This window comes from Kosakonia sp. S42 (assembly GCF_016624785.1).
Classification (GTDB): Bacteria; Pseudomonadota; Gammaproteobacteria; order Enterobacterales; family Enterobacteriaceae; genus Kosakonia; species Kosakonia cowanii.
Genome location: NZ_JACVTW010000053.1, coordinates 1 through 13,405 on the forward strand (window position 1 = coordinate 1; position 13,405 = coordinate 13,405).

At 47.6% G+C, this 13,405-nt stretch carries 7 protein-coding genes and 5 pseudogenes; 10 read left to right on the forward strand and 2 right to left on the reverse strand.

Features of this window, described 5'->3' with window-relative positions; genetic code table 11:
- Window positions 1–706: 706 nt before the first annotated feature.
- Entirely contained in the window at window positions 707–943 is a 237-nt protein-coding gene (locus tag IAE50_RS24725; protein ID WP_200581590.1) for a hypothetical protein, read from the forward strand.
- Window positions 912–1,241 carry a type II toxin-antitoxin system RelE/ParE family toxin gene (locus IAE50_RS24730; protein WP_200581591.1) on the forward strand — a complete coding sequence of 110 codons (330 nt, stop codon included), beginning with the start codon at window positions 912–914 and terminating at the stop codon, window positions 1,239–1,241. The genes IAE50_RS24725 and IAE50_RS24730 overlap by 32 nt, the downstream gene beginning before the upstream one ends.
- A 584-nt stretch (window positions 1,242–1,825) precedes the next feature.
- Here IAE50_RS24730 and IAE50_RS24735 read toward each other — a convergent pair.
- Window positions 1,826–3,012 (reverse strand): annotated as a pseudogene (locus IAE50_RS24735) (IS256 family transposase).
- 56 nt (window positions 3,013–3,068) lie between these two features.
- Here IAE50_RS24735 and IAE50_RS24740 point away from each other — a divergent pair.
- Together IAE50_RS24740 and IAE50_RS24745 are read left to right on the forward strand one after the other, a co-directional pair.
- Window positions 3,069–3,263 (forward strand): annotated as a pseudogene (locus IAE50_RS24740) (transposase); the annotation flags it as partial.
- Between the two features lie 218 nt (window positions 3,264–3,481).
- A complete protein-coding gene (locus IAE50_RS24745; protein WP_200581592.1) occupies window positions 3,482–5,023 on the forward strand; it encodes a methyl-accepting chemotaxis protein in 1,542 nt (513 codons plus the stop codon).
- 359 nt (window positions 5,024–5,382) lie between these two features.
- Here IAE50_RS24745 and IAE50_RS24750 read toward each other — a convergent pair.
- Window positions 5,383–6,307 (reverse strand): annotated as a pseudogene (locus IAE50_RS24750) (IS110 family transposase).
- Between the two features lie 395 nt (window positions 6,308–6,702).
- On the opposite strand from IAE50_RS24750, the gene IAE50_RS26305 reads away from it, so the two are divergent.
- The 6 genes and pseudogenes from IAE50_RS26305 (at window position 6,703) to IAE50_RS24780 (ending at window position 12,503) form a co-directional block, all read left to right on the forward strand.
- Entirely contained in the window at window positions 6,703–6,894 is a 192-nt protein-coding gene (locus tag IAE50_RS26305; protein WP_309228112.1) for a DUF2268 domain-containing putative Zn-dependent protease, read from the forward strand.
- A 534-nt stretch (window positions 6,895–7,428) separates the two neighbouring features.
- Window positions 7,429–8,061 (forward strand): annotated as a pseudogene (locus tag IAE50_RS24760) (IS6 family transposase).
- A gap of 180 nt (window positions 8,062–8,241) precedes the next feature.
- Window positions 8,242–8,628, forward strand: coding sequence for a hypothetical protein (locus IAE50_RS24765; RefSeq protein ID WP_200581593.1), 387 nt, complete (start codon window positions 8,242–8,244; stop codon window positions 8,626–8,628).
- A 20-nt stretch (window positions 8,629–8,648) separates the two neighbouring features.
- Window positions 8,649–10,274, forward strand: coding sequence for an oligosaccharide MFS transporter (locus tag IAE50_RS24770; protein ID WP_234467332.1), 1,626 nt, complete (start codon window positions 8,649–8,651; stop codon window positions 10,272–10,274).
- 38 nt (window positions 10,275–10,312) lie between these two features.
- Window positions 10,313–11,426 (forward strand): annotated as a pseudogene (locus IAE50_RS24775) (glucuronyl hydrolase).
- A gap of 381 nt (window positions 11,427–11,807) precedes the next feature.
- Window positions 11,808–12,503, forward strand: coding sequence for an oligogalacturonate-specific porin KdgM family protein (locus IAE50_RS24780; RefSeq protein WP_200581594.1), 696 nt, complete (start codon window positions 11,808–11,810; stop codon window positions 12,501–12,503).
- The last annotated feature ends 902 nt before the right edge of the window (window positions 12,504–13,405 follow it).

Genomic DNA, 13,405 nt, shown 5'->3' on the forward strand with positions numbered 1-13,405 from the left:
TGTCACCCATGTGACCGGTCAGATCTGTAACCCATGTGACCGGTTCATACAACGCGGCGCCCCTGATCCGTACATGCTCCAAGCGTTTATGGCGGGGGATCGGGTATTCAGGAAAAGCGACTACGGCAACGGCGTGCCGCTAAGGCCAAGCTGACGAGGTGATTTTCCGCTGGCGGCATCCCTTGAACACGCAGGCCGAAGCTGCGCGTTCTTCGTTCTGGAGGACGGCGGCCGATTTGGCTATTATGATGAGAGAACAAGCCCGCAGCTTCTTGGCAATTCAGCACGAACAAGTGCGATCCGGCTTTCTCTCCCGACGCCCTTATGTGGTCCTGGCCCACAGGGTAGCAGTCCTACGAAGCGGCACTAGGTAGAGACAAATCCGTCCTCCACATAGGCTTCCAGCCATCAAGCCATTTTTACACATGACTTGATGCCGCCAATTTTTTTGCACTTAAGGCTGCATGAGCGTGTTTTGACCATACGCACTTTTCTTTTCTGAACGCAACCTGCGGGCCAGACCCGCTGATTTACCTGTTATGAGTAAATGAAAGACAGAAAGAGTCAGTAACATCAGCGCCCTATTAGATTGCATTATGCGACAGATTGTCGCATAACTTTCTGCGTAGTGCGTCAGTTGTGACGTATCGATTGAAACCACCCCAATACCTTAACTGGCACAGGTGACTACATCATGAGGTTTAAAATGGCAACAAGCATCCGCTTAGATGATGATTTTGTTGAAGAGGTTAAAACACACGCAGACGCGATGAGCCGCAGCGTGCCCAAGCAGATTGGGCACTGGGCCAGGATTGGCCGCATTGCCGAGGCTAACCCTGATCTGCCGTTTTCTTTCATCAACGAAATCCTGCTGGCGAAATCAGAAATGGACAACGGGAGAATGAAGAAATATGTGCGCAGAAAAGGCAGGTCAGGAAATTGAGATTTACCAGTCAAGTCGCTTTGAGAAGGCTTTTAACCGCCTGAACAAAAGGGACCAGGATAGCGTGGATGGTGAGATTGATCGCATCATCGCAAACCCGGAGATAGGTGAACGCAAGAAAGGTGATCTCAGTTATCTGTGGGTACATAAGTTCTACATGGGGAAGCAGCAATACCTGCTCTGCTACACCTGGCTGGACCAAAAATGTGAGATCTATCTTTTGAGCCTGGGAACGCACGAGAACTACTATGATGAGCAAAAACGGCACCATGAAGCCGACCTGAAACTCATCGGTTAAGAAGACTTGTAATTTCAAAAAGCTGGTTACCCCATGATCCCCTCATCAGTGAATGAACCATTCAAAGTGAATCTCCTCCTGTCGTATATAAAAATCAGTGTCATCCTCTTCCTGTTCAATTATCCTAGCCACGTAGCATGTTTCCCCACGATCAAAGCAACTACACCGTGCCTTCCCGGCCGCTGCGACCAAAAGGGTTCACTTAGCCGTCATCCTTGTATGTTTAGGATGACAATAAGCGTATACTGCTTATCCGATGTTGCAGCACGTTCGTCGTCTAGGGATATGGGCCCGAGGATGAGCATCAGCGCAACATCATTATCAGTGTTAGCCCAAACAATTGCCGGGGCGTATTACCAGCCCGTATTTGCAAGGCAGGGATAACTGAACATGAGTGATAAAACCACTGTCAGCCAAGAACACACTAGAAGTGTTTATTGACATTATGGAAAGGGCTGCCTTTGGCCCGGAGGCCGCAGAATCGCACTGAGGGTGCCTGCGGTTTGCTTTTCCTTATTGATAATGTCACCCTGATTTCCCGGTTTTAAAGGGAACGTTCAGAATCCTGTGTCACGGTAAAAGTATTACAGCGTAATTACGTTATTCAGCCGCCCGTGAAAATAAATGGCTAACTGTGACAATGTCAAATTCCAGTTATGGATCGGCATTGTCCATTTCTCCCGCGCATTCATCAGCCCCAGATAAAGCAGCTTTAACAGGTTGTTTTCGTTCGGGAACGCGCCTTTGGTTTTCGCCAGCTTGCAGAACTGGCGATGAACTGATTCGATAGTGTTGGTGGTGTAAATTATCTTACGGGTATCAGACGGATAGCGAAAGTACGCCGACAGATTGTCTCATTTCCGACGCCACGACTGGATAACCATCGGATACTGCTGGCCCCGGCGAGCTTCCAGCTCGTCCAGCGCCGTTTCCGCCGCTGCTTCGATACCGCGCGGTAAACCGGCTTCAGGTCGGCCATGAAGGCTTTATGGTGCTTCGACGCCACGTATTTGATGGAATTGCGGATCTGGTGAATGATGCACAACTGGTCTTCGGTTTGCGGGTAAATGCTGTTTATCGCTTCCGGGAAACCGGTCAGACCGTCCACGCAGGCAATCAGGATGTCCTTTACGCCCCGATTTTGAAGGTCGCTTAATACCGACAACCAGAAGTTAGCGCCTTCACTTTCAGACAGATAAAGCCCCAGTACTTCCTTTTTCCCTTCAAGATTCAGAGCCAGCACGGTATACACCGCCTTGCTGACGTAGCGGCCTTCCTCGCGGATCTTGTAGTGAATAGCGTCCAGTCAGACAAAGGGGTAAGCCGGCTCCAGCAGGCGTTGCTGCCACTGTTTAAGTTCAGGAATAACCTTATCCGTAACAGCGCTGATAGTGGCGGTGGAGACGCTGAAGGCGTACAGGTCTTCGATTTCCCGGCTGATATCGGCGTAACTCATGCCCCGCGCGCAGGCGAATAATCTTCTGCTCGATCTCGTCTGAGAGTGTGGTCTGGTGCTTTTTCACCAGTTGCGGTTCGAAAGTGCCGTTGCGGTCGCGCGGCGTGGTCAGTTCGAAACTTTGATGGTCTTTTTGCCAGAGCCATTTTTACGATTGGCTTCAACATCCTGAGCCAGATGGGAGCCGAGTTCGGCGGTCAGCGCCGCTTCGGTTAACTGATTGATTAACGGTGTCAATATGCCATCCTTCCTGGTCAGAGACTGGCCGGACCGTAGCGCTTTGAGTGCCTTGTCGAAATCGAAGGGTTGGGACATGTGTCATTCCTTTTTAGGATATATTACTGGAATGACACAGAATTTTTAACGCTCTCGAAAAACTGGCATGGAATGGACGTTCACAACTCTATCGTGATATCTATCGTAATCGCAATGTTGTTGAGGGGGGCTTTGGTCGCCTGAAAGAATGCCGTCGCATCGCCAAACGTTATGACAAAACAGCGAGGAATTATCTGGCAATAATGAAACTGGGCTGCATCCGACTGTTTTACAGTAGATTATTCAATTAAAGGACGCAGCCTAGTTACGTTGGCAAATTGCTCATAATGTGACTTATATTTGGATCGGAAGATTAAAGTTTTTTATCTTCATACCGATATTACTTCTGTCATATCTCTGCTATTTATAAGTAGAAGACGATTGTTTCAACTATCCGTGAAGAATGCAGGTGAATAGCATTTTTTCATATTTTTTCCTCTGCTTGCCATTCATTTGGTGCAAAATACATATGAATAATATCAATATAGGTAAAAGACTTTGCGCGGCTTTTCTCCTCATGATGCTTCTCACTCTCATTCTTGTTGTTGTGGGTATTAGCAGACTCGTTGTCACAGGTGAAACAACGCGCCTCATAACAGACCGCCTTCATCCTCAATCACAGGACTCTGCCCTGCTTTTGTTTTATGCCACCGACATGAGCCGACTTGTGCGCGATACCATCATCATTAGTGACCCGTCTCAATTGTCAGAAATACGTCAAAGTTATGATGAAGAAAAACAACGTACTGGGTTAGTCACTCAACAAATGCTTCCTCTTATCACAACAGACCGAGGAAGGCAAATGTTTGCGGAGATGGAAAAAAAGCAAAATCTTTTTTTTACATTCATGGACGAGGTTATGGCTCTTTCAATGCAGAATAAAAACGATGAGAGTCGCAAGTTGCTTTTCGGTAATCGTTACATGACACAACTGGATTATACTACTAGCCTGAAAGCCCTTATACAACGCCAGAATGTCAGAATGGATATAGTGTCACGGGAGGCAACTGCGGAGCGTAATAATGCCGTAAAATTGATGGTTGTTATCACTATTCTGGTAATACTACTTAGTATCTTCCTGACATGGGGTATAACCCGCAGTATTGTCCACCCTCTCAATATGGTTCTGAATGCAGCCCACCGCATCGCCGAAGGTGACCTCAGCATGGTGGTTGTTACCAAGGGCAGAGATGAAATGGGCAGGCTGCTGACATCCATCCGGGATATGCAGGATGCGCTGATACAGACTGTCAGCACAGTCCGGAACAATGCCGTAGCGGTTGCATCGGCTAGTGCGCAGATTGCGCAGGGTAATACTGACCTTTCACAGCGCACGGAAGAGCAGGCCAGCGCGCTGGAGCAAACAGCAGCCACCATGAGTGAGCTGACTGTGACGGTGAGAAACAACGCAGATAACACCGGGCAGGCATTCAGCCTTACTACTGGTGTCCGTGATATGGCCCATCAGACCAGCAATCTGATGGATGAAATCACGGCGACTATGCGGACTATTGGCGAAAGTTCGGATCGTATCGCAGAAATCACTGCAGTGGTTGACAGTATTGCCTTCCAGACCAATATTTTAGCGCTTAATGCAGCAGTAGAGGCCGCTCGAGCTGGTGGGCAAGGGCTTGGATTTGCTGTAGTGGCTGGAGAGGTTCGCACTCTGGCTCAGCGCAGTGCCACAGCGGCCGGCGAAATTCGTCAACTGATAACCGCAAATTCAGATAGTGTTAACTGCGGGCAATATCTGGCCAGCCGTGCTGCCGGTGCAATGAAACAGATTGAGTCTGCGGTGCAACAACTGACTACCACAGTGGCGGACATCACGGCGGCAGGTGATGAGCAGGCTCGAGCTATTGGACAGGTTGGCATTGCGGTAACCCAGATGGATAGTGTGACACAAAACAATGCTGCGCTGGTTGAGGAGTCTGCATCTGCGGCTAACAGTCTTCACGATCAAGCAACTCAACTTCTTGCCTCCGTTTCGGCTTTCAGATTGACTGCGTAAGTGTAAAAATGCTGCAAGGCAAGAAGACACAACTAGGTTGTTTATACGCCTTGATGAACTTGAAAAAATCTATGGTCTCCATCATTTCTGCAACACTGATTTTTGATTAATGATGGGCTTGCTTAAATCTATCCGGCGTCACTATGGGCAAGGATGCCCGCGCCACGATGAGTTCCGCGCCTGATAAGACTTAAAAAACCTCACGGCTTCAGTGAGCCATTTTTTACGTAAACTTTCTATCAGGCCGGTTTGCCGTTCATGTCATCAATAATCAGTCTTCGCAAAACCAGATTGGGAACTACTTTTGTTAACGTTTAACCCGCCAATAAACTGCGTAACCGTTACCTTCCGAACACGGTTTACCGGGTCGTTATTGCCCACGCTATTCGGGCCATTTTGTTAGCCAGGGCACAGTCCACTATATTCGAGCGTTTTCGCTCAAGCTGAGCTTTTACCCATTCAGCCAGGCTTCCTGACTGATGCCCGATTCTCCGGATAAACACCCTGGCGCAGTGAAACAGTAAGCGTCGCAGGTTTTTATCTCCGCATTTACTTATCCCTGAAAGCGTATTTTTTCCGCCCGTGCTGTACTGCCGGGGTACCAGACCGGTTGAGGCAGCAAAATCCCGGCTACAGCCATATTGTTTACCGTCGCCCAGTTGTGAGATAAGACGCTGGCGGTTATCGGCCCAATTCCGGGTATTGTCTGAAGACGTTGCCCTGTTTCATCACGACTCAGCTCTTGTTCCAGCGCCGTCTCAGGCTCGGTGATCTGTTCGACAAGATAAAGATAATGAGCATGTAAGCGCATCAGCAACTGTGCCAGATAGGGAGGAAGTTCGTTCTCTTCAAGGACTGTTGAGAGCCGTTTTATCACTGCAGCTCCGATCGGCATACTGATGCGAAATTCCAGTAAGAAAGCATGCATCTGATTAGTCGTTTTGACTTTATCTCTGACTACAAATCGCATGAACGGACGAGATGCAGCTTCGCAGATGGCTTCAGCATCGACAAAATCGTTCTTATTGCTCTTAACAAAAGGGCGAACGGACTGCGGAGAAATCAATTTTGCTTCATGGCCTAAATCAGCGATTCGACGAGCCATAAAATGGGCCCCGGCGCAGGCTTCCATCACAACGGTGTCGGTGTGCATGTAGCCAGAAACTCGATGAGTCTGGTGCGGGTAAGCTTTTTGCGCAGTAATGCCTTGCCTGATTTATCCTGACAATGAATGTGGAAAGAATGTTTACCGAGATCGATACCAATAAGCGTGACGTTTTGCATGATGGTCTTCTCCATAAAGAAACACCCTGTCAGCGTACCACTCACAGGATGGTGGGGACCATCTCATTAACCTCCCGCTGTCACTTCTGAGTTGGGATGTTATTGAGAGAAAATTTAACTTTTCTTAACAAGTATAAGTAGTAACCATAATAAATGGTCCATAGCATTCTCTGTAATCACTACAAGTGATTACAGAGAATGCTATGGATTGTAAGTGAATAAATGTATTTATCAAAATTGATCAGATGAATGGCTTCAGACCACCCTGGGCAATACCTACGTAAAAGCCAAAAGACTGATGCCGCTTCCTTCACTGGAGGGGTGGTTAAAGCCGGGAAGTTTGTTATCCCTGAAAAAGGGCATGCCGGTTTTGTCATGAAGCTGGCGTTGTCTATATAACTGTCGATCCTGAAAACAATGCATTCTGCAAAAACGATGCGTACTCTATTGAGCGTATGTTTGCTCATGAACTCCATCATGCGGCAAGATGGAGTGGTCCGGGATATGGCTTTTATCTGGGTGAGCCTCTTGTCTCCGAAGAGTTAGCCGGGCATTTCGCTATTCAGGTTTTATGGGAGGGCAACTGAACCATGAGAATATCTTGATTCACACGAAATGAATCTTCACAGGGTACGGGTATCAGGAGAATGGGGCGTTAGGATTATAACCATAATGTCTGGTTTTACGGTGCTGGCGATTTGCCCAGATGGCTGGATATTCTCTGGACTTTGATGTGGTTGCCCGTTATTTATCAAAGCACTCTGAGCACCGGGCATCAACGCTTATAGATGCAAGTGCAGACGTGTTAAAGAATTCAGTCTAATTGGAAAGAAGGAAGGACAACATTGTTACTTTCTGCACATTAACGCAATCGCAAGCCGGAAATTTCAGTGGTTCCGGCGTAGAACCCCTAAATTATGCTGAAGTCAGAGATCTGGGACTTTTCTGAGACGATCTCATTAAGTAAACGGGGGGCAGAGTGGAGGATAGCTCTCTGTTTTGGTTGGCAGTTATCGCAACTACTCAGTCACTACTCCATTTAGCGTGATTTTCGGCTCTGTTACAAAGTTGGCGGTTATATGCCGGAGGCTTCGGGAAATGAATGGCGTAGGGGCTGCGGGATTAGCGATTTCAAGGGTCGGCATTTTGGAGGAGGGGTGATCCTGTGGGCGATGCGATGGTATTGTCGCTACTGGATCGGCTCCGGGATCTGGAAACCATGCTGGACGGGCGCGGCACCAGCGTGGATCATTTCACGAACTATCGCTGGGTATGCGCCTGGGATGGAAAGGCGCCTGTGCTGGTACTTGAAACGCACGTCGATTTGGCTCAGCTGGCAAGTTGATGAGACCAAGGTCAAGGGTTGCTGGACTTATCTTTACCGGGCCGTCGGCAAGGATGGTGATACGATTGATTTCTATCTTTCGCCCACCCGCAACGCCAAGGTGACCAAGCGTTTTATGGGCAAGGCGCTCAGTGGCCTCAAGGCCAGGCAACAGCCGCGGACGATCAATACCGACAAGGCGCCGGCCTATGGCCTGACGATCGCGGCGCTGAAGAAGGAAGGGAAGCTGCCAAAGGAAACGGCCCACCGCCAAGTTAAATATCTCAACAACGTCATCGAGGCCGACCATAACAAGCTCAGGCAGTTGATCAGGCCAGCACGGGGCTTCAAATCCCTGGAAACAGCCTATGCCACGATCAAGGGTTTCGAGGTCATGCGTGCTTTACGCAAAGGGCAGGCCCGATTTTAGCAATATGGCGGCGGCATCATGGGAAAGGTGCGCCTGATCGAAAGACAATTCGGAATTCATATCACCTGATCACTGACTGCGGCGTACTTCACACCATCGGAAAACTTTGCAACAGAGCCCACGATAGCGTCGTTTAGCGGGATTAATTCCAGACATTTCGCATATCAGGGCTCAGCCATAGTGCAACCGTTCTCAATTTTGGTCCTGTTACTTGCTGTTATAAACCACCATTTTAAATTTCCTCAATTACTGATTCGCAGAAAATTCGCCAGTGTGACCTGGGTAACATTTCACTACTTTATTGATTCACTATTCTTTAGCCACTTACCGGAGGGTGAACTGATGCAGATGGCTGAAGGGAAAAATCAATATCATTATCTTCACGTAGCGACAGCACTTAAGACGATGCTGAGCGCGCTGGATAAGCAGTTTCCGGCGGAGCGTTCGGGATTCTTGCTGGGCGAAACCTGTGCGCGTTACTGCACAGACACAGCTGAAATAGAGGGATTATACCGGGCGGTGTTGGGGATTTTACTCTGCTGGCGGGCGGTGAAGCGCTGCCGCTGAGTGAAAAATACATCACGACGCTGAAGCTAGGCACCGATCCGCAAAGCACCGGCTACTGGGGCGACACCTGGCCTTACTATCAGCGCCTTGCCGAGATGGCGGCCTGGGGACTCGGGCTCGCGCTGCCGAAGAATAAATGTCAGTCCAGCTTCTCTGCCCTGGAGCGCGACGATCTGCATCGCTGGCTTAATCAAATCAGCGACGCGCAGATGCCAGACAGCAACTGGAATTACTTCACCATTCTGGTGCAACTGGACTTCAAACGCGCGGGGATGCCGTGGGATCGCGAGGCTATCGAACGGCGCTTTAATACTCAAAAGCAATATTTTAAATTACATTCAGCACTGCTGAACTCTACCTGCTTTGTCGAGGATAGTATGGAAAAGTCAACCATAAATACCCGTACTGAATATTATAAAATCAGTTGTTTTATCTTTCTTTATTTCTTTACTTGGTCGGCAAGTATTGGTTTACTCGCCATCTGGCTGGGGCAAAAAGCTAACCTGAGTGGCACGATTATCGGTACCGTTTTTGCCTTTAATGGCGTATTTTCAGTTATTCTTAAACCGATATATGGTTACATCCTGGATAAAACAGGTATGAGAAAATATTTGCTCTATTTTGTCGTGTTAATGTCGGCATTAATGGCGCCGTTCTTTATCTACGTTTATCAGCCGTTATTAATTTCCAACACTATGTTGGGGATTATCGTTGGCGCGATTTATTTAAGTTTTGCTTGGTATGCCGGGGTGGGTGCTTGCGAATCGTACAGCGACCGCTACAGCCGATTAAACGGCATGGAGTTCGGGCAGATCCGCATGTGGGGATCACTCGGTTGGGCGGTGGCATCCTCTTTTTCCGGGCTGCTGTTTAACATCTCTCCGGCTTGGAACTTCATCATGGGAAGCTTGGCATCTGTCATCATGTTCTGCGTGCTGCTGAGCCTGAAAGTAAACACGCAGACGGTTCATGCCAGTGAAGTGCTGGCAAAAAATAAAATTGCTCCTGCAGACATGTATTCCCTGTTGTGTAACCGGAAATTCTGGGCTTTCTGCCTGTATGTCGCGGGTGTAGCATGGATGATGTTTATCGCCGAGCAGCAGTTCTCTCGCTATTTCGTTACCTTTTTTCCAGATATCCATCAGGGCAACGCCGTATTCGGTTATCTGGGTACGGTACAGTCGGGCATGGAATTTGTGATGTATATGGCCATCCCGCTGTTTGTGAATTTCATCGGTGCCAAACGTGGCTTATTACTCGTCGGCACCTTTGTCGGTGCCCGCCTGATTATTTCCGGCTTGTGTGAATCGCATTTATTGATTTCCATCTTAAAACCGCTCTATGGTCTGGAAATCTGTCTGCTGCTGGTGTCGGTATTTAAATATATCGCTGAGCACTTCGATAAACGCGTTAATGCTACCATGTATTTATTGGGTTATCAGGCCATGTTGTATGTCGGCAATGTGGTTGTCTCTTCTCCGGCGGGATTGTTATATGACCGCATTGGCTTTGAACACACCTACATCATTATGGGATCTATTGCGCTGGCCTTTACAGCCCTCTCTGCCATTACACTTTCCGCTTGCCATAGTAAATGGCGAGATCATTCCACTTCAGATATTGTCGGAAATAATCTTTCACGTTAATTCCCGTCCATGGCTGCCAGTAAAATAGGAACCAAAATATGTTAAGTAAAATCGTTGAAGAGCCGTTACGTGAATGTCCAGGCGCACCGTTTAATCGGCAGGCGTTTTCAGATGAACTAGACAGCGCACGTAAACACACCCTTGAGCTGATTCGCCGTCATTTAACGGAATTGACCTGCGAGAAGGGCTATTACCCGCTGACCGATAACGTTGAGTGGACCATCAGTTTCTGGACCGGACAACTGTGGCTGGCGTGGGAAACGAGCGGTGACGCGGCGTTCCACGCGATGGTGGAAAAAATTGTACGCTCTTTTGGCTTACGTACTGCGGGACGAAGCGATACCAACCCGCACGACCTCGGCTTTGTTTATACGCTCTCCTGCGTTGCTGCCTGGCGCTTAACGGGTAACTGCTTTCCCCCAAACCACCGAGGAACTGCTTGAACGTTTTCACGCGAAGGCGCAGATCATTCAGGCGTGTGGCGATCTTAAGGATCCGCAGCAGGCCGGGCGGATTATCATCGATTGCAATATGAACCTGCCGCCGCTGTACTGGGCGAGCGAGCAAACCGGTGACCCACATTTTGCACAGGTGGCACAGACCCATGTCCGGCAGGCAGCGACCTGTCTGATCCGGGAAGATGCTTCGACCTTCCATACCTACTGTATGGATGTGCAGACCGGCGAGCCGCGCTACGGTAACACTCAGCAAGGCTACGCCGATAACTTTTGCTAGTCACGCGGATAGGCCTAGGGGATTACGGTTTCCTGCTGAGCTTCATTTATACCGGCGATAAAGAGATGGTGGCCCTGCCAAAATTGCTGGCGGACTACTTTTTGAATCGCTTGCCGGAAGATGCGGTGTCTCACTGGGATCTGGCGCTGGTGGGAACGGACGCGCTGCGCAACTCTTCCTCTGCGGCGATTGCGGCCTGCTAGAGCTGATCAAGCACTTACCAGTACCGACCCGGATCGCGAGCGTTATCAGTAGTGGGCGATGCCATTATGTCTTACGAGCCGACCAACGGCCTGCTTAAGCATTCGATGTACCACCATTTCAGTGATAAAGGGGGGATGAGTGCCGTAGCTGGGGAATTATTTTTACGTAGAGGCGCTGGTGCGTATGACCCAGATCTGGAAACTTTACTGGTAATTTTCTATTGCTCCACACACCGGGAAGAGGAGGACAACACCTTAAACAGAAAGGAAAAGATGAAACAACATGATGATGACATACGCACAACTGAGTCGGTTATTGATCCTTATTATGCTGGTTTTTCGGTGTAATATGCCGTGCTGAACAAGGATAAATATTACGCCGTCTGGTACGATAGCTATCACAATATCGCTGTGGGCAGTAAAGTGCCTCATGAAAAAAATTTAACTGTTCATAGCATGAAGTATAATTTACTGGTTTTTTAACAAACTGTTATTTTGAAACCTGTTATCTGCGTACATTAAATCAACGGAGGGGAACAGGTGTAGTCAGAAAACAGCCTCATATCTATTATTGATAAATTGACAGGATAACATAATGAAAAACGTCTCTCGGATTGCTATAGCTTCAATGGCAATTTACTCTGCACATTCATTCGCTGCAGGCCCGTGGATTGAAGGGCGTGAAGCTTACAATACGGCTTCACGCCAGCATGAGTTTGTCCTCAGGGGCGTCTATAATTTTGAGAATGGCGCCGGCATTATGCTAACAAACTCTTATAATTTTGGTAAATATGATCAACTTAAGCACAGTTATAATGAGCTGGAAAGCTGGTATCCGCTGTTTAAACCCACGACATATTTTACTGTTTCACCTGCTCTGGTTATAACAGACAGTACCAGTGGTTCCACAGTATCACCGTATACCGATTTTAATTATAAATTTACATCGGACTTTAATGTAACTTTTCGTTATCGCTACAACAACAAAAATTATGATACACCTGATCTGAATGGAAAACAGGACACGGACAGTACACATCAGTTTGTGATGTACTGGAATTATAAATTCAATAACACCTGGGCATACACCTTTGAACCGGATTATTATATTCATATCAATGATTACCACAGTCATAACGATAAGGATCATAACTGGGAACTGAATAACAAACTAACTTATACCCTTACCGAGCACTGGAAACCTTATGTGGAAGCCTCCTGGCTTGATCGGTGGAATGCACAGCACCGGGAGGCGTACCGACTCCGTGTAGGGATGCGTTATTACTTCTGAATGAAGAGAATAATACTATGAAAGTAGCATTATTGCCGTGCAATAAATTAACTGAGCCACCATCCGCAATGAAAGCATTTCGACGAACTATCTGTTTGTAATTCTAATAAATATCCGGGCTGGCGATAATAAGTCCATGGAGCTCGGATTTTCATCAGAACACACCAAGCCGGGTATATGTGCGAAAGAACCTTGTCAGGGGAAATCCTCCTGTACCTAAAACAGCGATTGTGTATATTTTTGCAGCCGGTCCGGACTAATCAGCTATTAAGGGGGAAATATGGAAGCTGCATTATTGATTTCAGAACATTTTGAAGAAGTTGAAATTGTCATTATCTATAATATTTTACGGAGAGTCTCTGTCGATGTAGAAATAATTTCCTATCCCGGATCAATAACAACCAATTCTTAACTTTCGTTATCGATAAATGCAGGCAAGCGGATTAGAAAATATTAGTGAGTATTTTTACGACGTGATCATCGTACTCGATGACTGGGATCCACCGGTCATTAGCAGAAAATAAGTATATCATCATATGTATCCGGACGGTGGATATGTGCACTGTGTTATGCTCCGTACTTGGTACAAATAACCTCGTTGGGAGTAGAAATCATACCTATTCTGTTAATTTATGAGGATGTTGTACTGATGGCGTATATGGTAACGGAAAACTCATTACAGAGAAATGCTTGGGAGTATCATTTGAATTTGCTTTTGAGGTTGCAGATATGACGATCTAGGGTTTCACTATAGTAATGCAGGAGGTTGAACATATCTACTTGAGGCCGGAAAAACAGATTATCAGAAATATACTCAAGAAACGCGAAGTGTCACAGATAAACAAGCAATCGGCGAAGCCAGCATCGTGACACCCGACAGGCTCCAGCGGCAGTTCAATCCG